Source organism: Corynebacterium sp., from assembly GCF_022712195.1.
Taxonomy (GTDB): Bacteria; Actinomycetota; Actinomycetes; order Mycobacteriales; family Mycobacteriaceae; genus Corynebacterium.
This window is the reverse complement of sequence record NZ_JALAGY010000006.1, coordinates 17870-38000: the sequence shown is the minus strand read 5'-3', so window position 1 is coordinate 38000 and position 20131 is coordinate 17870. Positions and strand designations below refer to the sequence as shown.

General features: G+C 71.0%; 18 protein-coding genes. 12 read left to right on the top strand and 6 right to left on the bottom strand.

Going from position 1 to position 20131, the window contains the following annotated elements:
- Positions 1-6: 6 nt before the first annotated feature.
- Positions 7-861, bottom strand: coding sequence for a hypothetical protein (locus tag Q0A34_RS00710; protein ID WP_291477474.1), 855 nt, complete (start codon positions 859-861; stop codon positions 7-9).
- 170 nt (positions 862-1031) lie between these two features.
- On the opposite strand from Q0A34_RS00710, the gene eccB reads away from it, so the two are divergent.
- Positions 1032-2273 carry a type VII secretion protein EccB gene (eccB, locus tag Q0A34_RS00705; RefSeq protein ID WP_291477473.1) on the top strand — a complete coding sequence of 414 codons (1242 nt, stop codon included), beginning with the start codon at positions 1032-1034 and terminating at the stop codon, positions 2271-2273.
- 17 nt (positions 2274-2290) lie between these two features.
- Here the strand turns inward: eccB and Q0A34_RS00700 are convergent, their stop codons facing one another.
- Together Q0A34_RS00700 and Q0A34_RS00695 are read right to left on the bottom strand one after the other, a co-directional pair.
- Entirely contained in the window at positions 2291-3415 is a 1125-nt protein-coding gene (locus Q0A34_RS00700) for a S8 family serine peptidase (protein ID WP_291477472.1), read from the bottom strand.
- An 8-nt stretch (positions 3416-3423) separates the two neighbouring features.
- A complete protein-coding gene (locus tag Q0A34_RS00695; protein ID WP_291477470.1) occupies positions 3424-4680 on the bottom strand; it encodes a hypothetical protein in 1257 nt (418 codons plus the stop codon).
- A 160-nt stretch (positions 4681-4840) separates the two neighbouring features.
- Between Q0A34_RS00695 and Q0A34_RS00690 the strand changes: the two genes are divergently transcribed.
- Entirely contained in the window at positions 4841-8194 is a 3354-nt protein-coding gene (locus Q0A34_RS00690; protein ID WP_291477468.1) for an FtsK/SpoIIIE domain-containing protein, read from the top strand.
- A complete protein-coding gene (locus tag Q0A34_RS00685; protein WP_291477467.1) occupies positions 8191-9453 on the top strand; it encodes a type VII secretion-associated protein in 1263 nt (420 codons plus the stop codon). The genes Q0A34_RS00690 and Q0A34_RS00685 overlap by 4 nt, the downstream gene beginning before the upstream one ends.
- Here the strand turns inward: Q0A34_RS00685 and Q0A34_RS00680 are convergent.
- Both Q0A34_RS00680 and Q0A34_RS00675 read right to left on the bottom strand, forming a co-directional pair.
- Positions 9434-10696 (bottom strand): alpha-hydroxy acid oxidase, encoded by a 1263-nt coding sequence (locus Q0A34_RS00680; protein WP_291477547.1) that lies wholly within the window; start codon positions 10694-10696, stop codon positions 9434-9436. The genes Q0A34_RS00685 and Q0A34_RS00680 overlap by 20 nt on opposite strands.
- A 90-nt stretch (positions 10697-10786) precedes the next feature.
- On the bottom strand, positions 10787-12472 hold the full coding sequence (locus Q0A34_RS00675; RefSeq protein ID WP_291477465.1) for an L-lactate permease: 1686 nt from the start codon (positions 12470-12472) through the stop codon (positions 10787-10789).
- A 161-nt stretch (positions 12473-12633) separates the two neighbouring features.
- Here Q0A34_RS00675 and Q0A34_RS00670 point away from each other — a divergent pair, with 161 nt between their 5' ends.
- From Q0A34_RS00670 to Q0A34_RS00630, 9 genes are all read left to right on the top strand, one after another.
- A complete protein-coding gene (locus Q0A34_RS00670) occupies positions 12634-13356 on the top strand; it encodes an FCD domain-containing protein (protein WP_291477463.1) in 723 nt (240 codons plus the stop codon).
- 144 nt (positions 13357-13500) lie between these two features.
- Positions 13501-13785 (top strand): WXG100 family type VII secretion target, encoded by a 285-nt coding sequence (locus tag Q0A34_RS00665; protein WP_291477461.1) that lies wholly within the window; start codon positions 13501-13503, stop codon positions 13783-13785.
- Positions 13786-13848: 63 nt separating this feature from the next.
- Entirely contained in the window at positions 13849-14130 is a 282-nt protein-coding gene (locus Q0A34_RS00660; RefSeq protein WP_291477459.1) for a WXG100 family type VII secretion target, read from the top strand.
- Positions 14131-14436: 306 nt separating this feature from the next.
- Positions 14437-14880 carry a 50S ribosomal protein L13 gene (rplM, locus tag Q0A34_RS00655; RefSeq protein WP_291477458.1) on the top strand — a complete coding sequence of 148 codons (444 nt, stop codon included), beginning with the start codon at positions 14437-14439 and terminating at the stop codon, positions 14878-14880.
- Between the two features lie 29 nt (positions 14881-14909).
- Complete coding sequence (gene rpsI / locus Q0A34_RS00650; protein ID WP_291477546.1) at positions 14910-15425, top strand: 30S ribosomal protein S9; 516 nt, start codon at positions 14910-14912, stop codon at positions 15423-15425.
- Positions 15426-15535: 110 nt separating this feature from the next.
- Complete coding sequence (glmM, locus tag Q0A34_RS00645) at positions 15536-16882, top strand: phosphoglucosamine mutase (RefSeq protein ID WP_291477456.1); 1347 nt, start codon at positions 15536-15538, stop codon at positions 16880-16882.
- A 135-nt stretch (positions 16883-17017) separates the two neighbouring features.
- On the top strand, positions 17018-17335 hold the full coding sequence (locus Q0A34_RS00640) for a hypothetical protein (RefSeq protein ID WP_291477454.1): 318 nt from the start codon (positions 17018-17020) through the stop codon (positions 17333-17335).
- Complete coding sequence (locus Q0A34_RS00635) at positions 17335-18804, top strand: hypothetical protein (RefSeq protein WP_291477452.1); 1470 nt, start codon at positions 17335-17337, stop codon at positions 18802-18804. Before Q0A34_RS00640 ends, Q0A34_RS00635 begins: the two co-directional genes overlap by 1 nt.
- Complete coding sequence (locus Q0A34_RS00630) at positions 18801-19058, top strand: hypothetical protein (RefSeq protein WP_291477450.1); 258 nt, start codon at positions 18801-18803, stop codon at positions 19056-19058. Before Q0A34_RS00635 ends, Q0A34_RS00630 begins: the two co-directional genes overlap by 4 nt.
- Before the next feature lie 11 nt (positions 19059-19069).
- On the opposite strand, the gene Q0A34_RS00625 is transcribed toward Q0A34_RS00630, so the two are convergent.
- Entirely contained in the window at positions 19070-19966 is an 897-nt protein-coding gene (locus Q0A34_RS00625) for an alpha/beta hydrolase (RefSeq protein WP_291477449.1), read from the bottom strand.
- Positions 19967-20131 lie beyond the last annotated feature (165 nt).

Here is a 20131-nt window from a genome sequence, read left to right as displayed (position 1 = left end):
GCCCGGTCACGGGCGAAGCGGCAGGGGAGTGACCTCGATGACCGTCCGACCTGCCTGCACGGTCCCGGCGGTGAGGTCGAGGGTGACGCCTGGGGTGACGCCTGGGGTGACGCCTGGGTTTGTGTCCGGCCCGGCACCGGTGTCCACGATCACCCGGCAGCGTTGCGGATGCCAGGCAGCCTCCCACTCACCCCGGGAGGTGACGACGTCGACGTCCTCGCCGGGGATCCGGCCCGACGGCGGAAGCGTCAGCGCAACGAGCGCCGCAGTGGACCCACGGACCAGGGTGGTCGTCCCCGGGGGAAGGTGCAGCACCACCGGCTCCCCGTAGACGTCTGTGCCGACCATCCACCCGGGCAGCGGGCCGATCCGCAGCGCGGACGTGCCGCCGGTGGCCCCGGTGCCGTCACCGGTAGTGGTGCGCAGGCGCGCCCCCGCGGGCAGGGCGTCCACACGCGACGCCAGCAGCCCGCACCCGGCGGCGGCCCACCTCATCCGGGGGGCGGCGTCCTCGGGGACACCGACCAGACACTGCGTGGGCTGCCTTAGCAGCGACGCGATCCCCGCGTACGAGCGCTCCACCCGGGAGGTCGCCCGCGGTGCCGGGGCGAGTGCCGTCCGCAGGCCGGCCGTCCCCTCGCGCACCCTGAGACCCTCGGCCAGGCGTAGGAGGGTCGCCGGGTCCAGGAGCACGACAGGCACCGGGGCGGCCTCGTCCGGACGACCACGTCCGTCGCCCCACAGGCGCGGGTGCGGCACATGCACCCTGAACCACACCACCGGCTCGTCCCCGCCGCCGTGGATGAGCCGGTGGTACCGGCGCACCTGCGACACCACCGCTGACATTGCTGACCTGACCATGTATCCCCCTCGTGAGACGTTCCCCTGCAGCCGCACACCCCGACCACCCCTGAGCTTCCCGGGGCATCCCGGGGCATCCCGGGGCATCCCGCCCCGTGCCCCGCCCCTGTGAGGTAGCATCCGCAAGCATAGGCACAGTGTGCCGGGGGAAACAACAGGGGGATCGATCAATGAGGACCACAGGTCTGCAGGTGTCCGGCTACGCCTTCCTGCTGCGGCGGACGGAACTGGCGCTCGTCACCGGGGACGCGCGAATGGCGCAGGACCCGCTGCGCACCCAGCGCCGGGCGACAGGCGTCGGCGTCCTGCTGACGCTGCTCGTCAGCGGGGGCATCCTGCTGGTGGCGATGCTGCGGCCGCAGCCGGCCATCGACGACGCCGGCCTGGTCGCCGACGAGGCCGGCACTCTGCACGTCCGCATCGGCGACGCATTCCACCCGGTGACCAACGTCGCCTCCGGGCGGCTGCTGCTCGGCACCGCCGAGGACGTCACCACCTCGACCTCGGCACAGCTGGCACGGTTCGGCACCGGTCCCGCCCTCGGCATCCCGGACGCGCCGGGGCTCGTGCCCGCGCCGACGTCGGCCTGGGCACGCTGCGCCCACGGGGTCGTCGCCGCACCGACCCTGCCGGACGCCGGGGCGGTGGTGCTGGAGGCGCCGTCAGGGATGTGGCTCGTCGTCGACGGCAGGAGACTGCTGCTCGAGGAGGGGACCGTGCTCGCCCGGGCGCTCGGGGCGACCCCCGTGCCCGTCGCCGAGGACGTCCTGGCGGTACTGGACCGGGGACCGGACGTGGCCCTGACCTCGATGCGGCACACCGCCCGCACCGGGGACCGGGTGTTCCTCACCGGGGAGGACGGTGTCGCCGAGGTCACAGGTGCGCGTCGCGCCGTGGCCGAGGCGTTGACCGGGCCACCGGAGGCCGAGGATCTTCCGGCCCTGCTGTCCCGGCCTGAGTCCGGCGGTGTCGCCGCACTCGACCACGTGCCCGTCGACCTGGAACTGGCCGACCTCGGGGCGACGGACGAGGTGTGCACCGGCGAGCATGTCGTCGCAGTGCGCGACCTAGAGAAGCTCGAGAACCTCGAGAACTTCGGGCAGACCGGGAGTCACGGGACTTCCGCAGGGGCCGGGGTGCCGGTGCCCGGTGCCCACTACGTCGGCCCGCGTGGCACGTCCACCGTGGTCACCGACCGGGGTTACGTCCTGGTCAGCGAGTCCGGTGTGCGGTACTCGGTGACGTCGGAGGAGGACCTGCGGGTGCTGGGGATGACCGGTTCGGATGAGCTGGGGGACTCCGGTCCGGCGGCCCGCCCCGTGGCGTTCCGTGTGCTGGAGGGACTTCCGGACGGGGGCGTGCTCACCGAGGAGCGGGCAAGCCGCACGGTGTCCGCGGCGGCGATGCCTTAGCGGGGAGCACCTTCCGACTAGCGTCGGCCACGCAGGACAACCCCGGTGAGGACCGCCACCGCCACAGCACCGGTCAGCAGCATCGGCACCCGGAGGTCGCGGGGAGCAGGCGGCGTCCGCGTCACGGTGACTTCCTCGGCGACGGGGTACCGCGGGCCGCGCGTCACCGGGGGTGAGCCCGGCCGGGCGTCCAGTGCCGCGCTCACCGCCGCCGTCGGGGAGACCACGGGCACCACACCCTGCTCCGCGGTGTCGACGAGCAGTGAGCGGACCTGCGCGGCGGTGAACTCGGGGCGGACCTGCCACACCAGTGCAGCGGTACCGGCGACCACCGGGGCGGCGAAACTCGTCCCGGTGAACGGGGAGGGGTCGCCGACGACGGTCCGTGTCCGCGGCGTCCCCGCCCCGCCCCGGTCGTGCACGGGACCTTCCAGGAGGGCGGAGACCGGTCCGCCGGGTGCGTGGAGGTCCACCCAGTCGCCGGGCACGGAGTAGTCGGCGGGCCGACGTCCGGCGTCGAGGTCGTCGCGGTGACGGGCGTCGACCCCGCCGACGGTGAGGACGCCGGGCAGCGCCGCAGGGTAGGGCGTCCGGCCGTCCTGGCACTGTCCGGTGTTGCCGGCGGCGGCGACCAGGAGGAGCCCCGCCTCCTCGGCGGCGGCCACGGCCTCACGCAGCTCGGCGGTGTCGTCGCAGGCGATGACGGAGATGTTCACGACCCTCACACCGTGGTCCGCGGCACCGGCACGTGCCCGGTCCAGGGCGGTGACCAGGTCGGCGACGGTGGTGTCGTGGCCGCCGTCGCCCTGCCGGACGGAGACGACCCGGCTGCCGGGGGCGACGGTGCGTAGTGTGCCCGCCACGGCGGTGCCGTGCAACAGACAACGGTCCCGGTCCCCGGGCCGGTCGGCGATGACCCCCGGGGCGGCGGCCCCGGTGTCGACCACGGCGACACCGACCCCGACACCTGTGGACAGGTCGTGGGACAGCGCCACGTCGAGCGGGATCGGGTCACCGAAGACGGGCTGGTCGCACCGGGGCTGGGCGTGGGACTGCGGTACCGGTGCCGTGGCCAGGACCAGCGAGGTGAGCAGCAGGGCGTCCCGCCACCGGACCAGCTGCGCCTGCCGCATCAGCCGCATCAGCCGCATCAGCCTATGCCCCGGACGACGCCGAAGATGCCGGTGGTCGCGATGAGCAGCGGGACACAGGCGGTGAAGGCCAGGGTCTCCAGGATGTCGAGGACCCGTCCCGCCAACGGCGAGGTGACCCGGACGGCCGGCAGCGCCACCGGTGCCAGGGCCAGCAGCATCCAGGGCAGGGGCAGATGCAGTGCGACCCACAGCACCAGAGCGGTGGAGGTCAGGGTCACCGCGACCGCGTGGACCGGTCGGGTGGCCCGTGCCGACAGGCCCGAGGTCGCCACCGCCAGCAGTGCGCCCGACTCCCACCCCGTACCGGCACCCACCCCTGGCGGGACCAGCTGGACGGCACCGGCGAGGATGATGACGCAGCAGGTCACGACGACGGCGGAGTGCAGTCGCACCGCCCGTGCGGCAGCCACCGCGCCGGGCGTCGCACCGTCGGCCCCCGACGGGTCGTCCCCCGTGCTGACGTCCGCAGAGCCCCGCCGGCCGGTGAAGAGTCCGGTCGCCGGGATCCGCGGCAGCCTGATCCCCGCCAACCCGACGGCGAGCTGCCCGGCGAAGGTCAGGGCCACCACCGCGGACAGCGTCGTCAACCCGGGCGCCGCGTTCACCGCCGCAGCCAGCGAGAGACCCACGGTCACCGTGCGGACCACACCGCCGCGCCACACCGCGAGAGCGGCGATGACACAGGCGGCCAGTACGTTGACCTGCAGCCCCAGACCGGAACCGAGGACCGCGGCAACGCTGACGTAGCGCCGGTCGGCCAGCGACCCCGCCGCGGCGGCCAGGGTGGCCAGCAGCAGCACCGCGACGACAGGCAGGGCACCGGCGGGGTCGTCGCCGGCGAGCAGGCCGCGCGCTGTGTCGCTGATGTCCAGCGGGTGCCACCGCATCCGCTCGCCGGGACCCCACACCGGGGCCCACGCCACCGCGCAGACGGCCGCGGCGGCCAGGGCGGCGACCCACACCGCCGGGGAGGCGGCGACCGGCGTGCTCAGGTGCCCGACGTCGTCGACCGGTGGTGGTGGCAGACTGTCCCGGTCCAGGGTGAGACGTTCACCGGGCCGGACGTCGGAGTCGGCGAGGGAGTGCTCGGGGCGCAGCACCCCGAGCGGGCCGGACAGCCGCCAGACGTCGCCGGGGGCGGCGTCGACGAGATGCGGGATCAGTTCGGCGACAGGCACGGTGTCGGCGACGGTGGCCTCGACGGTGCGGGCGTCGTCACCGCCCGGACGGACGGTGATGCTGACGGCGATCATGGTTGGGTCCTCCCCCTTGTGGTGGTGCGTCCCGCGACCGTCCGCGTCCCCCTGACGCGTCCCCGACGGTCGTGGCCGGTTGCCTCGAGAGTGTACAGTCTGTGGGCGACAGCTGTCGCGCAGGGGGCGCGGCAGGGGGACGCGAGGGGGAAGTGCGCCTATGAAGCCGTCGTTGAAGTCTCAGGCTCCACCGACACTGCCGAAGAACAGGCAGCCGTTCATCCGGATACTCATGCCGGTGGTGATGGTCGTCGCCGTGGTCGGCATGGTCGCCGCGATGGTGCTCTCGGGGATGGGGCGCTCACCCATGGCCTTCATCTTCCCGTTGATGATGCTCGGCAGCCTGGCGATGATGGTCAGCCCCGGCGGGCAGGACGTCGACGAGGTGCGCAGGGGGTTCCACCGGCACCTGGACGCGTTGTCGGACGCCCTTCACCGGGCACGCCGGGACCAGTGGGAACGTGCGGCGGTGGAGCAGCCGCACCCTCAGGCGCTGTGGACGATGACCGGGGACGGCGGGGGCGTGTCCGAGGTACGCGCGACCGAGCCGGGTGTGGTGCGCATCGGCACCGCGGTGCAGGTTCCGGACGAACCGCTGGAGATCCCCGTGGACGCCCCGCCGGAGGACCTGGAACCGGTCTGCGCCACCACGCTGCGCAACCTGGCCGGGAGCTACGCCACCATCGAGGCGCCGGTGGCGGTGGACCTGCGGGAGTTCGACTGTGTTGTGGTCACCGGCGAGGGGGCACCCGGTCTGGTCAGGGCGATGCAGGGGCAGGCGGTGGTCCGCGGCGACTCGGCGGTGCGCGTCACCGGACCCCACGACCGGTGGCTACCGGACGAGGGCTCCGTCCACGTCCGTTTCGTGCACGTCGACGACCCGGCGCAGGACGTCCCGGTCCCGCTGTCCGGCACGGTCACGGTGGTGGCGGACCCGGGGTCGGTGGCGCCGGCGTGGCATGAGCTGGCGGCCGCCGGCGGCCTGCTGCTCCACGCGCAGGACGGTTCACTGTCCGCATGGACGGTGGACGGGTGGCGCCCCTTCGCCACGGCCGACGGGTTGAGCGACGTGGAACTCGCCGGACTGTGCCGTTCCCGGGCGGTGGCCCGGTCCTCCCGTTCGGTGCTGGACGTCGCTGGCGGGGGCCTGCGCGCGGCCATCGGCTTCTCACCGTCCCCGGTGCACCTGGACATCCGCGAATCGGCCCAGGGCGGCATCGGCCCGCACGGGCTGTGCATCGGGGCGACCGGCAGCGGCAAGTCCGAGCTGCTGCGGGCGGTGGTCACCAGTTTCGCCCACCAGCATCCCCCGGAGGAGCTGAACTTCGTGCTGATCGACTTCAAGGGTGGGGCGGCGTTCGCCGGGATGGAGCGGCTGCCGCACACCTCGGCGGTGATCACCAACCTGTCGGAGGAGGCGGTGCTGGTCGACCGGATGCAGGATTCCCTGCTGGGGGAACTGCACCGTCGTCAGGAGCGCCTGCACGCCGCGGGGCTGGCCACCGCCGCGGAGTACAACAGGACCTACCCGGGGACCATGCCGGCGCTGTTCGTGATCGTCGACGAGTTCTCCGAGCTGCTGCACGCCCGCCCGGAGTTCGCGGAGGTCTTCGCCGCCATCGGGCGGCTGGGGCGAAGTCTGCAGATCCACCTGCTCCTGGCCAGCCAACGGCTGGAGGAGGGCAGGTTGCGCGGGCTGGAGTCGCACCTGTCGTACCGCATCGCACTGCGGACGTTCTCCGCGACGGAGTCTCGCCAGCTCATCGGGTCGACAGCGGCCTACGAGCTCCCGTCGACGCCTGGTGCGGCGATCCTCAGCTCCGTCGGACAGGTACGTTTCCAGGCCGCCTACGTCTCCGGCCCGGAGTCCCCGCTGGACTCCCGGCTGGTGCGTGAACTGGGTGTGGAGCCGGAGTCGACGGGCACCACGATGGAGCTGGTGATCGACCGGCTCGCGGGCCCGAACCGCACCCCGATCTGGCTGGAGCCGTTGCCGGAACAGCTGCCGGCCAGCGCCGTGATGGGCGGCGATGGGGCGACGGCCCCCCTGACCGTCCGGCTGGGGCTGGAGGACCTGCCCTTCGACGGGGTCCAGCGCCCTTTCGTCCTGGACCTGCGTCGCCGGCACTGGGCGGTGGTGGGGCAGCCGGGGACGGGGAAGACCACACTGGTGCGCTCGCTCGTGCTCGGCCTGGCGCTGGGGTCGCCCGGGGTGGGGATCTACGTGGTGGACCCGGGAGGCTCCCTCCGGGACCTCGGGCGCCTGCCGCAGGTGGCGGCGGTGGTGGGGGCCGACCTGCTGCCGCGGCTGCTCGACGAACTGGAACAGGACGACCCGGCGGACGTCCCGTGGGCGTCCAGGCACCGGGTGCTCGTGGTCGACGGTCTGGACGCCGTCGGCGAGGAGGACCGCAGGCTCGCCGCACTCGTCGCCGCAGGGATGGAGCGGGGCGTGCACGTGGTGGTGACGTCCCTGCGGTGGACGTTCCGTCCGGCGCTGCGTGACCTGCTCACCGGGGCTGTGGAGCTGCGGCTCACCCCGTCGGAGTCGATGTTCCGCGACGCCCAGCGCACCCTGCCCGACCACCCGGGGCGCGGCGTGTCACCCGACGGGAAGCACCTGCAGGTGGCGTACTCCGACGCGCAGGACGTCGAACACGTCCGCAAAGTCAGTGCGGACCGCGGGGAACACCCACGGAGCATGCGGGTCCTGCCGGAACTCGTGCACGTCGACGAACTGGGGGAGATCACCGGGAGGGGTCTGCCCGTCGGCGTGGGTGGCGCACGGCTGGCCACGGTCGGCTGGGACATCGACACCTTCCCCCACCTCACGGTCGTCGGGCAGTCGCGCGCAGGGGCGACGACCACGCTGCACACCGTCACGCACGCCGCGACACGACGGGCGGACACCGAGGTGCTGGTGACCGATGTGCGCCGCGGTCTGCTCGGCGCGCCGGGGTACCGTCCGGTGGCGGCGTTCGCCACGGTGCTGGCGAGGTGGGTGGAGGAACTCACCTCCCGGATCCCGGGGGAGGACGTGGAGCTCACACCGGAGAGTCTGCGGGAACGTTCCTGGTGGAGCGGTACCGACCGGGTGGTCGTGGTCGACGACCTGGACCAGTCCGCCGACCTGGCGGCGGTCGTGGACCGGCTGGTCCCGCTGCTCCCGCACGCCGCGGACATCGGACTGCACCTGGTGACCGCGCGGCGGAGTGCGGTGGTCGGGCGCAGCGCGTTCACCCCGCTGATGCAGGGCACCCGGGACCTGACGGCGTGGGTGCTGCTGTCGGCGCCGAGGGAGGACGGGCCGGTCGCCGGGCAGGTGCTGTCGCCGCGTCCGCCGGGCCGGGCGGTGCTGGTGCAGGCCGCACCGGAGGAGATGCAGGTGGCGGTCTGTGGCCCGGACGCCACGGCGGCACGGGCAGACGGTGCAAGGGACGCAGGGGACACAGTGGACACAGGGGACGCAGTGGACGCAGTGGACACAGGGGACACAGGGGAGGTCGGGGCATGAACACAGGGATGGTCGCGTCCGCGGTCGCGCTCACGGAGTCGGGGGTCCTGGTCAACGGCCTGTGCGCCACCGACCTGCTCAGCGGTTTCGAGGTCCGGTGCGCTGACGGGGACGGCGCCGGGGACCCCACCGGCCCGGAAGGCCCCGACGGCCCCGACGGCCCCGACGGCCCGGCGGGGCCGGTGTTCCGTGGGTCGCAAGTGCCGTTGCGGCGCCTGGAGGCGGTCCGGGAACTGGTGGCGGAGGTGCTCGACGTCCGGGCGTCGGACCCGGAACTCACCAGTGCCAATCCGGTCGTGCCGCGCACGGTGTTCCCCTGGGGCATCGGGTCGTCGGTCAGTGATGTCCTGGTGGCGGGGCCCGACAAGGACGCCACCGCCGCCTACCTGAGGATGACGGGGCTGCGGGCCCGCACGGTGGACGTCAGCTCGGCCCTGCGGCTCGCCGGCGACCTCGCCGAGGCCCGGGAGGAGGTGGAGGACCGGGGAACTGACGCTCCCGACGAGGACTCCGACGAGTACCCCGCCGGGCAGGCCGGTGAGGAGCGGGGCCGGACAGTCCGCGACGGTACCGGGCGTGCCGGGGCGTCCCGCCGGGTACCTGTCCTGGCGACGGTGGTGGCGGTGACGGCGGTGGTGCTGGTCGGTCTTGTGGCGGGGAACCTGGCCCTCCGCACGGTGGATCCCGGGCTCCCCGGCGAGACAGCGACCGCTGCCCGGGGTGCACCGGAGCGGGACCGGGGCCCCAGACCTGAACCCGGACCTGAACCCGGACCTGAATCCGCCACCGCGCCGGGGGCGGAGGACGGGGCGTCGTGGCGTGACATGAGTGCAGGCGGTCCCGATGCGGAGGGTGCAGCCGGTACGCCGGACGCGGTGGTGTCGGTCGACGTCCCCGGGTGGAGGATGACCGAGAGCACCCCGGACAGCGAGATCTGGACGTCCGGGGACGAGGGGATGCGTGTCCTCGTCGCCGCGCGTCCGACGCCGGTCGGTACGCAGGACGAACTGGACGCGGTGATGCTCAGGGCGCTCGACGGGCTCGGCGGTGACGGCGGTGACGGCGGAGTCGTGGTGACGGACCGGTCGCCGGTGGCCTACGAGGAACGCTTCCCGGACTCGACGACGTCCTGGCGGGTGCTGCTGGTGGACGGCCACCAGGTGTCGGTCGGTTGCCAGTACCGGGAGCTCACCGAGGGACGGCGGGAGAACTGTGACCGGTTCACGGCCACCGCCAGGGTCACCGCCGGGCCCGGGTGACCGGTTCGTCCCGGCCGACCCGGTTGAACCGGGTGAGCTGGGTGACGTGTCCGGGGCCGAGCTCGTCGAGCGAGGTCACCTGAAGCAGCTTCATGGTGCGTTCGATCTGCGAGCGCAGGATGGCGATCGTCCGGTCGACCCCGTCGCGTCCGCCGGCCATGAGACCGTAGAGGTAGGCGCGGCCGATGAGGGTGAAGTCCGCGCCCAGGGCGACGGCCGCCACGATGTCCGCGCCGTTCATGATTCCGGTGTCCACGATGATCTCCATGTCGTCGCCGACGGCGCGTCGCACCTCCGGCAGCAGCTGGAAGGGGACCGGGGCGCGGTCGAGCTGGCGTCCGCCGTGGTTGGACAGGACGATCGAGTCGACCCCGAGTTCCGCCAGGGTCACGGCGTCCTCCACGGTCTGGACTCCCTTGACGGAGATGGTGCCGGGCCACATGTCACGGATGACCTCGAGGTCCCGGTAGTTGATGGTGGGGTCCATCGCGGAGTCGAGCAGTTCACCGACGGTTCCTCCGGTGGAGGACAGGGAGGCGAACTCCAGCGGTGGGGTGGTGAGGAAGTCGTACCACCACCACGGGCGCGGGATGGCGTCCAGGACGGTCTTCGCGGTGAGCTGCGGCGGGATGGAGAAGCCGTGCCGGGTGTCGCGCATGCGGTTGCCGGCCACGGGGGCGTCGACGGTGAAGAAGAGGGTGTCGAAGCCCGCCTGGGCGGCACGGTCGACGAGCCCGTAGGAGATGTCGCGGTCCTTCATCACGTAGAGCTGGAACCAGTTGCGCCCGTGCGGGTTCGTGGCCTTGACGTCCTCGATGGACGTGGTTCCCAGCGTCGACAGGCTGAACGGGATGCCGGCGGCCGCCGCGGCTCCGGCGCCGGCGATCTCGCCCTCGGTCTGCATGAGCCGGGTGAATCCGGTGGGGGCGATGCCGAAGGGCAGGGCGGAGGTGCCGCCGTGGACGGTCGCGGTGGTGTCGATGACCGACGCGTCCTTGAGGATGGAGGGGTGGAACTCGATGTCCTCGAAGGCCTGCCGGGCCCGGGCGATGGAGATCTCCTCCTCGGCGGCTCCGTCGGTGTAGTCGAAGGCGGAGGCCGGGGTGCGTCGTTTGGCGATCCTGCGCAGGTCGTGGATGGTCAGCGCGGAGTCCAGGCGACGTTTCCTCGCGTTGAACTCGGGCTTCTTGAACTGCATGAGGTCGAGGATCTCGGAGGGGTTGGGGAGTTGGCGTCTGACCATGGTCGTGTCCTTGTCGTCGGGTGGGGCTGTAGGTTTCATGGTGTGGCTCCTGTGGTCGGACCACAGTAACCGTGGTGTCGAGGGTACGGGTCAGGGGAGCATCCAGTGCAGGACCGTGGCCTGGAGCCCGTTGATGACGCAGATGGCGGCCAGCATCCCGATGCTCCACCACATCACCTTCCGGAGGATCTCCGACTCTCGTCCCGCGAGTCCCACGGCGGTGGCGACGATGGTCAGGTTCTGCGGGCTGACGAGTTTGCCGACGACGCCACCGGAGGTGTTGGACGCCACCATCAGTGCCGGGTCCAGGTCCGCCTGGGTGGCGGCGGTCTGCTGGAGGGTGGCGAACAGGGCGTTGGCACTGGTGTCGGATCCCGTGACGGCGGTCCCGAGCCATCCCAGCACCGGTGCGAAGAACGCGAAGGCGGCGCCGGCACCGGCGATCCAGTGACCGACGGTGATCGTCTGCCCCGACTGGTTCATCACGTACGCAAGGGACAGGACGGCGGCGACGGTGAGGATCGAGAACCGCATCTTCACCAGGTTCTCCCAGTAGGCCCTGGCGGCGACGGCGGGGGAGACCCGGTAGACCACGGCCACGATCACGCCGGTGAGCAGGAGCAGGGTCCCCGGTGAGGAGAGCCAGGGGAACCCGTAGACGGTCGCCGACGAGACGTCCCCCTCTGCGGTGAGGACGTTGCCGTCGAGGCCGGGCCAGGCGAGTGAGAGGTCGGTGGAGGTCAGGAGGTCCTTCACCGGGTCCCACAGCTTGGCGACGGAGAACACGGCGATGACCAGCAGGTAGGGGAACAGCGCCATCAGGGTGCGGGCGGTCGTCAGCTCACGGGTGCCGGTCACGTTGCTGGTCACGGTGCCGGTCACGTCCTGGACTTCGCCGCCGGCCTCTTCGTCGCGGCGTTCGGTGAGCAGGCGCCGCCGGGCCTCGTCGGTGCCCTCGGGGCGCCAGAACCGCAGCATGGCCACGGCGACCGCGAGGCCCGCCAGTGCCGAGATGATGTCGGTGAGCTCGACGGAGATGTAGTTGGCGGCCACGAACTGGGTCACGGCGAAGACGGCCCCGATCACCAGCGCGATCGGCCAGCACTGCCGCAGCCCCTTCCTCCCGTCCACCAGCAGGCAGAGGAAGAGAGGGACGACCAGTGCGATGAAGGGGGTCTGCCGGCCGACGATGCTGCCGATGTGCTCGTAGTCGATGCCGGTGAGCGCCCCTGCCGTGATGATGGGTGTGGCGATGGCGCCGAAGGCCACCGGTGCGGTGTTGGCGACGAGGACGGCGACGGCGGCGCGCATCCGGGCGAAGCCGACGGCCAGGAGCATCACCCCGGTGATGGCCAGGGGGGCGCCGAAACCGGCGAGGGCCTCGAGCATGCCGCCGAAGCAGAACGCGATGAGGATCGCCTGGATCCGCGGGTCGTCGGAGATGCGGTCGATCACGGCCCGCAGGTCGAGGAACCGTCCCGACCGTACCGTCAGCTCGTAGAACCAGATCGCGGACACCACGATCCACATGATCGGGAACAGGCCGAAGACGGCGCCCTGGGTCGCGGACAGGCCAGCGAGGCCGACGGGCATGCCGTACACGGTCACGGCGACGACCAGGGCCACGGCGAGGGCGGTGAGGCCGGCCCAGTGGGCCCGCCACCGCAGGACGCCGAGTGTGACGAACACGGTGACCAGTGGCAGGAGTGCGACCAGTGACGACAGGAACAGGTTGTCCGCGACCGGCGCGAGATCGGGGAGGTAGGGGGAGCTCATGGGGTCCTCGTGGATGTCGGGGGTGTGGGTGCGACGTAGGCCGCAGCGTGGTGATTCAGACCACACCAGTGGTCAGACCACAGCGTAGAGCACGTCAAGTTTTGCCGTCAAGACTTTCTCCTGTCGCCGCCGCAGGTGGAGCGGCATGGTAGAAAAAGACCATGACTGACCAACCTGCCTGGACACCGGTCCCGCGGATCCGGACCCACCAGATGGTCGTCGAGGCCATCGAGAACCAGATCCTCTCCGGCGCACTGCATGTCGGCGACCTCCTCCCCGCGGAGCGCACGCTCTCCGAACAGCTGCAGGTCAGCCGGGCCGCGGTCCGTGAGGCGATCAGGGTCTTGGAGGGGCAGGGGGTGCTGGAGTCGAACGTCGGGTCCGGGCACCGGGCGGGGACGTTCATCGCCGCGATGCCCTCCGAGGCGCTGTCGAGGTTCCTGCGGCTCCACGTCGCCCTGTCCAACTTCGGGCTGGAGGAGGTGGTGCAGACCCGCACCATCCTGGAGGTCGAGAGTGTCCGGCTCGCCGCCGCGGAACAGGACGCCGCCGCCCTGGAGGCGATGCGCGCCGCGATCGCCGACATGGACCGTCCGGGGGTGAGCCGGGAGGAGTTCAACGACGCCGACACCCGGTTCCACATCGCACTGGCCCACGGTTCCGGCAACCGGCTGTTCGCCGACATGACCCAGGCGATCCGGGAGTCGCTGAGGCTGCCGATCCTGAAGGGGTTCCGTGGGCAGGATGACTGGGCCACTGTGGCGGACACGCTGCGGGGGCAGCACAGCGCCATCCTCGCCGCGGTCGAGGCGGGCGACGTCGACCGTGCCGGTGCCCTGATGTCCGAGCACATCACCACGGCGTACCGGGCGTTGCTGGAGTAGCCGGGGAACCTTTCCGGGGGCTGGTGAGTCTCTCTACGGTGACCTTCCCCCGTGGATGACGGGGGAGCGGTACACCGAGTCTTCACGACGGCGGGCGCGTCTAGCGCGTCACACGCGTCAACACACATCTAGGGGGAGGGACCCATGAGCTTCAGAACGACAACCGAGGTCATGCAGGCCACGGCAGGGAAAGTCGACACGGTCAATGACCAGGTGCAGTCCGAGCTGACTCGTTTGCAGGGGACGGTCGATGGCGTGGCCGGGGCATGGAAGGGGGACGCGCAGGCGGCGTTCACCCAGCTCATGCTGCGGTGGCACGAGTCCGCGCGGGAGCTGCGTCAGGCACTCGACGGCATCTCGGAGAACATCCGGGGCAATGCGAGGGCCTTCCAGCAGGTGGAGGACGACAACATCGCGGCGTTCCGCTGAGTCTCCACGACGACAACCGACCGCCACTGAAAGCGCTACTGAAGCAATGACAGGAACAACACCGTGATCAAGTACGACTTCGCACACATCGCCCAGGCCTCCGCCGACATCCACGCCACCAACCGCAACATCAACGGCATGCTCGACCAGCTCAAGGGTGACATCGCCCCGATGGTCGCCGAATGGGAGGGGGAGTCCGCGACCGCGTACCAGGCGGCGCAGAAACGGTGGGACGCCGCAGCCGAGGAGCTCAACCAGGTGCTGCAGACCATCGCCCGTGCCGTGGACAACGCCAACTCGCGTATGAGTCAGATCAACTCCAGCGCCGCGAACAGCTGGGCCTGACACCAGACACCACGCCACCGCAGCCACCGCAGCCGCCGCCGTCCCCTCGTCCGGGGAAGGCGGCGGCTGTGTCGGTGTGGCGTAGGTTGTGCCGGTGCGGTGCCGGGTGGCCGACTTGGTCAGACCGGGGTACGTCCGGTAACCTCCTTCAGGTTGCGACCATCCATGTCCGTTTCGCGGAGTTTCGTGGAACAGTGGTGGTCGGCCCGCAGGTCCCCACCGGCCGCTGCGGGCACCTCTCCCGGTGATTCTCCGGGGACGAGGGGTCTCCCGGCTGGCAGTTCCATGAAGACCAAGGAGTCATACATGACTACTTTCCACCCGAAGAGCGGTGACCTGACCCGTAAGTGGTACGTCATCGACGCCACTGACGTGGTCCTGGGTCGTCTCGCCACCCACGCGGCAGACCTGCTGCGCGGCAAGGGCAAGCCGATCTACGCCCCCAACGTCGACTGCGGTGACAATGTCATCATCATCAACGCGGACAAGGTTCACATCTCGTCCAACAAGCGGGACCGTGAGTTCCGTTACCGCCACTCCGGTTACCCGGGCGGCCTCAAGACGATGTCCCTGGGTCGCTCCATGGAGCTGCACCCGGAGCGCGTCATCGCTGACGCCGTCGTCGGCATGATGCCGCACAACCGGCTCAACCGCGAGTCCGCCAAGAAGCTCCGCGTCTTCGCCGGCTCCGAGCACCCCTTTGCGGCTCAGAAGCCCGAGTCCTACGAGATCAAGAAGGTGGAACAGTGACCGACAACGAGAACTACGAGGCCGAGTCCGTGGACGAAGAGGTCTTCGCCGCCACTGACGCCGTCAACGAGGAGTTCGTCGCCAGCATCGGTGACTCCATCGCCGAGGTTGCCGAGCCGGCCGAGGGTGACGACTTCGTCGCTGCCCCCACCGTCTTCGACGGCCCGATCCAGACCGTCGGTCGCCGCAAGCAGGCCGTCGTCCGCGTCCGTATGGTGCAGGGCTCCGGCCAGTTCACCTGCAACGGCCGCACCCTGGAGGAGTACTTCCCCAACAAGCTGCACCAGCAGCTGATCAAGGCTCCGCTCGTCCTGCTCGAGCGCGAGAACCAGTTCGACTTCCAGGTCAACCTCAAGGGCGGTGGCCCGTCCGGTCAGGCCGGTGCGATGCGTCTCGCGATCGCCCGCGCGCTGAACAAGTACAACCCGCAGGAGCGTTCCGAGCTGAAGAAGGCCGGCTTCCTCACCCGTGACGCCCGTGCCGTGGAGCGCAAGAAGGCCGGTCTGCACAAGGCCCGCCGCGCACCGCAGTACTCCAAGCGCTGATTCTTCCGCGCTTCACGACGCCGTCCCGTTCCCGCACAGTGTGCGGGGTGGGGGCGGCGTTGCCTGTCGTTCAGGGGTGTCTGCGGCGCGACGGTCTAGACTGGCACTCCATGAGCAGACTTTTCGGTACGGACGGGGTTCGGGGCCTCGCCAACAGGTCTCTGACGGCACCACTGGCGCTGCGGCTGGGGGCGGCGGCGGCGCGTGTCCTCACCACGACGGGGCAGGGGTCGCAGCGTCGGCCCACGGCGGTGATCGGGCGTGACCCCCGGGTGTCGGGGGAGATGCTGGCGGGGGCGCTCTCCGCCGGGATGGCGTCGCAGGGTGTCGACGTGCTCAACGTGGGTGTGCTGCCCACCCCGGCGGTCGCCTTCCTCACCGACGACTACGGTGCGGACATGGGCGTGATGATCTCCGCCTCGCACAACCCGATGCCGGACAACGGCATCAAGTTCTTCGCCGCGGGGGGCCGCAAGCTCGACGACTCCGTCGAGGACGAGATCGAGGCGGCGATGCTGGAGCTCGAGGAACAGGGCCCCACCGGTGCCGCCATCGGCCGGGTCATCGAGGAGTCCGGGGACGCCCTGGAGCGCTACCTGTTCCACCTGCAGGACGCGGCCCCACGTCCGTTGGACGGTATCCGTGTGGTCGTTGACTGCGCCAACGGTGCGGCGAGTCTCGCCGCGCCGATGGCCTACGAGGCGGCCGGCGCGGACGTCGTGGCGATCCACAACTCCCCGAACTCCTTCAACATCAACGACAACTGCGGTTCGACGCACATCGAGGTCATCCAGCAGGCCGTTCTCGAACACCAGGCGGACCTCGGGTTGTCCCACGACGGTGACGCGGACCGGTGTCTCGCGGTGGACTCCGAGGGCAACGTGATCGACGGCGACCAGATCATGGCCGTCCTCGCCGTGGCCATGAAGGAGTCCGGGGAGCTGCGCAAGAACACCCTCGTGGCGACGGTGATGTCCAATCTCGGCCTGACCCTGGCGATGAAGGAGCACGACATCACCCTGCGGCGGACCAAGGTCGGTGACCGGTACGTGCTGGCGGACCTCATGGCGAACGACTTCTCCCTGGGCGGGGAGCAGTCCGGCCACATCGTGATCCCCTCGCACGCGACCACCGGGGACGGCACACTCACCGGCCTGCGTCTCATGGCGCGGATGGCGGACACGGGCAAGTCCCTGAGGGAGCTGGCCGACGTGATGACGGTCCTCCCGCAGACGCTGGTCAACGTCCCGGTTGAGGAGAAGGAACGGATCCACACGTCCGAGGTCGTGCGCGAGGCCATCGTGGAGGCGGAGGCCGAGCTGGGGGACACCGGCCGGGTGCTGCTGCGTCCCAGCGGTACGGAGCAGGTCTACCGGGTGATGGTCGAGGCCCCGACCTCCGCGGAGGCGAAGCGGGTCGCTGGACGGCTCGCCGCCATCGTCGTCGCCGAGGGGTAGGGGAACCTTTCGGGGCTCCGGGGAGTCTCTCTCTGTCACGGACCAGCGAATGCGCTGGCGGCATGTGCCGGTGCCCACCGGCATGCGGCAGGAGAGACCGTGCAGCGTCACGGGGGAGAGATGAAGGGGGTACCTGTGGCACCGGATATCGGGAAACTCGACGTCGATGTCGCCGCGGCTCAGTCGGCGGTGTCGGACGCGCTCAGTGCGGTCGGGACGCGGCAGGAGCAGATCCTGGGGGACAGCCCACGGCGCACGGCGGCCAGTTACGGGAACGGGCTGGCAGACCGTGCGACGAGGCTCGTGGAGCTGCGGCGCCGCGCCCATGAGGTGAGGCTTGCGCACATCGACAGGCTGCAGCGGGGGCTGGAGAACGCCGCCGGGACAATCACCGCGGTGGCCGGCACCGACGACCGGTCGCGCCGCGTCTTCAGCGAAGGGGAAGGACGCTGATGCCGGTGCAGGCGGACCAGGCGCGGCTCGCCGCCTCGGTGGGGAAACTCGACGGGGCAGGACGTACCGTGACGAAGGCGGCGCCCGCTGCGCTTCCCTGGGTCGTCACCGGGGTGTCGATGCTGCTGGACTTCGCCGACGGAATGTCACTCGGAGGCAGTGGGAACTCCGGGGACTCCGGGGACGCGACGGGGGACGGTACGGCGGACGGTTCCTCCGGCAAGGGCAAGGGCGGCATGAAGGGGTTGGTCGGCGAGGTGCTGTCCACGCTGAAGGACTACGTGGTGGGCATCAGCGGGGGAATGCTGGCGAACAAGCTGGGCACAGGAGGAAGCGACCACGAGTCCCACGAGGACTCGGTGGAGCAGGCCGATGACGCGGTTCTGACCTGTGACCGGGTGCTGGAGGCGATCCAGTCGCTGTGCGCCGACGAGGTCGAGGCCTGTGTCGACGGTGCAGTGGACGTCGCGATGGGCCTGTACGTGGCGGCGAAGGCGTTGCAGCCGACCGACCCGGTCGCGGCCCAGGCCATGCTGGAGTCCGCCGCGCAACTGCTGTGTTCGGCCCTTGACGGGGTCGGAGCTCTGGTGGAGGGACGGAACACTCAGATGGGGGAGTGCATGGACCTCACCATCGCCGAGTGTCTGCCGGCGGCCGAGGAGGGGCGGTGCCGGGTCCCGTTGGCGACGGACCCCGCGCCTGAGGTGGACGTGCCGGACTGCGATGTCGCTCCTGTGCCGGCGGAGGTCGCCACCGTCGGGGCGGCCGCCGCGCCGGTCCCTGCCGCAGCGTCGGCGGGGAGCGTGTCGGCGGCCACGTCTGTGGCGTCGGTGGGGTCGGTGGGGGTCGTGCCACAGGCACCCTGCCCACCGTCACTGTCTGTCCCCGGTCTTGCCGGGGAGATCAGCGGCTGGGTCGAGGGGGCGGTCAAGGGGGCGGTCGAAGGGGCTGTGGCCGTCGCAGTGGAGAACGCGGGGTCACTGATCGACATCGACCTGAACCTGTGCCCGCCAGACAGTCCGGACGGGGGAGACGACGCCTGTTCTGAACCCGAGCCGACGCCGGAGCCGTGTGACCCGGAGCCGGAACCTGAACCTTGTGAGCCAGAGCCGGAACCTTGTGAGCCGGAATCAGAACCGGAGCCGGTACCGGAGGCGCCGGCACCTCCGACCGTGGACCCGGAGAAGGGCTTCGACAAGAGCACCTACCTGCAGGCCGCCGAGGAACCCGGCGCAGATGCCCCGTCACCTGCCCCGGGTGACGGGGATACCCGGGCGACGTCTCCCGCACCCGTGGATCCGGCGGCGGCGGACGGGCCCTCCGGGGCGACCCCCGACCCCGCCGGTGCGACTGTCCCTGACGAACTACCGGAGAGTCCTGCCAACCATGACGGGTGGACCCCTGACGTCTGGACGACCGGGGAGAAGTCCGGCGACGCACCGTCAGTGGCGAGGAGTGGACAGTGGTGAACACCAGAAGCCCCATAGAGTCCGCGTTGGACAGCTACGTGCAGATCGTCGGCGCAGCGACCGAGAAGTTCCAGAACCAGATGGAGGAGGCCACGCGCCTGCTCGCCGAGGCTGACACTGCCGGCGGCGGAGAAGAAGACAGGGAAGACGCGGCCGAAAGGGCGGGCGGCTCCCCGTCTGACCAGACAGAGGAGACAATGCGGTCGCCCGCCGACCGTGGGTCAGCCCGTCGCCGCCCGGGGATCTTCGACTGACGACCGTCCGGTCAGAGCCGCAGCGCGGAGTTCACGGCCTCCAACGGGTCGGCGAACTCCGGGAGCTTCTCGAAGAGCTCACCACGGGTCGCCACCTCGGAGTTCTTGATCTCGGCCTCGGGATCCCGGAAGGCGGCGTAGTGCTTGTCGTCCTCGGCCAGGATGAACCCGGTGGTCAGTGCGCGGATGAAGTCCTGCGCGGCGAACTCGAATCCGCTGTTGGTGGTCAGGAACTTCCTGGTCAGCTTCTCGTGGAACCCTGACGCCGACGCCTTCGAGATCCGGCGGAACACCACCCTGCCACCCCACAGGGCCGCGATGCGCTCCGGTTCACCGGCCTCCACACCCAGAGTGCGGCCAGGGGCCAGGACCAGGCCGGGGGCCTGCACGTGCCGCGCGGCCTGGTAGCAGCTCGGGGAGGTGTCCGACGGGTGGATGGCCACCACTCCGGCGACAGTCGGGCGGTCCCGGTAGCGCTTCTTGGACGGCTGGGCGGGTGCCCGCCCGGTCGCGGCCAGGATCGCGGCGCCGGCGCCCATGCCGTGGCCCGCGAAGAACAGCTTGCCCGGGTCGACGGTGATGTTGCCCACGCCCAGGCGCACGCCGGAGAGGATCTGCAGACAGGACTCCAGGTCCGAGGCGAAACCCCGGTGGTTCGGCAGCACGCCCCGCTCGGTGTCCGGTGCGGCCACGGCGATCCCCCAACTGGCGAGGTGTCGCAGTGTGGCGTGGTAGCCGTCCACACCGACCCGCCAGTCATGGCCGAAGGCCACACCGGCGATCGCCTTGCCTTCGGCAGGCGTGTAGATACGGCCGGGGATACCGGCGAAGTCGAGTTCGCCGACCAGGACCCTGTGCGGGCCCCGCTTCTCCAACCGGGGGACCAGGTTCTTCACGTTGTCTGCCACGGTTCTCAGCCTAGTAGATAGAACCGCCCCGCGGGGCGAGAGGTGCAACGCCCGAGCCAGTCACCGAGCCAGTCACCGAGCCTGTCCCCGCCACCGGTCCCCGCGGACCCCGCCGGTGCGTGGGCGTGGGACGGTGACGGAGACGGTGGCGGGGGCGGTGAACCG

What these genes read in the sequence shown, in the direction of transcription:
- Q0A34_RS00710 (WP_291477474.1), bottom strand. Translation starts at nt 861, where the DNA reads ATGGTCAGGTCAGCAATGTCAGCGGTGGTGTCGCAGGTGCGCCGGTAC.
- eccB (WP_291477473.1), top strand. Translation starts at nt 1,032, where the DNA reads ATGAGGACCACAGGTCTGCAGGTGTCCGGCTACGCCTTCCTGCTGCGG.
- Q0A34_RS00700 (WP_291477472.1), bottom strand. Translation starts at nt 3,415, where the DNA reads ATGCGGCTGATGCGGCAGGCGCAGCTGGTCCGGTGGCGGGACGCCCTG.
- Q0A34_RS00695 (WP_291477470.1), bottom strand. Translation starts at nt 4,680, where the DNA reads ATGATCGCCGTCAGCATCACCGTCCGTCCGGGCGGTGACGACGCCCGC.
- Q0A34_RS00690 (WP_291477468.1), top strand. Translation starts at nt 4,841, where the DNA reads ATGAAGCCGTCGTTGAAGTCTCAGGCTCCACCGACACTGCCGAAGAAC.
- Q0A34_RS00685 (WP_291477467.1), top strand. Translation starts at nt 8,191, where the DNA reads ATGAACACAGGGATGGTCGCGTCCGCGGTCGCGCTCACGGAGTCGGGG.
- Q0A34_RS00680 (WP_291477547.1), bottom strand. Translation starts at nt 10,696, where the DNA reads ATGGTCAGACGCCAACTCCCCAACCCCTCCGAGATCCTCGACCTCATG.
- Q0A34_RS00675 (WP_291477465.1), bottom strand. Translation starts at nt 12,472, where the DNA reads ATGAGCTCCCCCTACCTCCCCGATCTCGCGCCGGTCGCGGACAACCTG.
- Q0A34_RS00670 (WP_291477463.1), top strand. Translation starts at nt 12,634, where the DNA reads ATGACTGACCAACCTGCCTGGACACCGGTCCCGCGGATCCGGACCCAC.
- Q0A34_RS00665 (WP_291477461.1), top strand. Translation starts at nt 13,501, where the DNA reads ATGAGCTTCAGAACGACAACCGAGGTCATGCAGGCCACGGCAGGGAAA.
- rplM (WP_291477458.1), top strand. Translation starts at nt 14,437, where the DNA reads ATGACTACTTTCCACCCGAAGAGCGGTGACCTGACCCGTAAGTGGTAC.
- glmM (WP_291477456.1), top strand. Translation starts at nt 15,536, where the DNA reads ATGAGCAGACTTTTCGGTACGGACGGGGTTCGGGGCCTCGCCAACAGG.
- Q0A34_RS00635 (WP_291477452.1), top strand. Translation starts at nt 17,335, where the DNA reads ATGCCGGTGCAGGCGGACCAGGCGCGGCTCGCCGCCTCGGTGGGGAAA.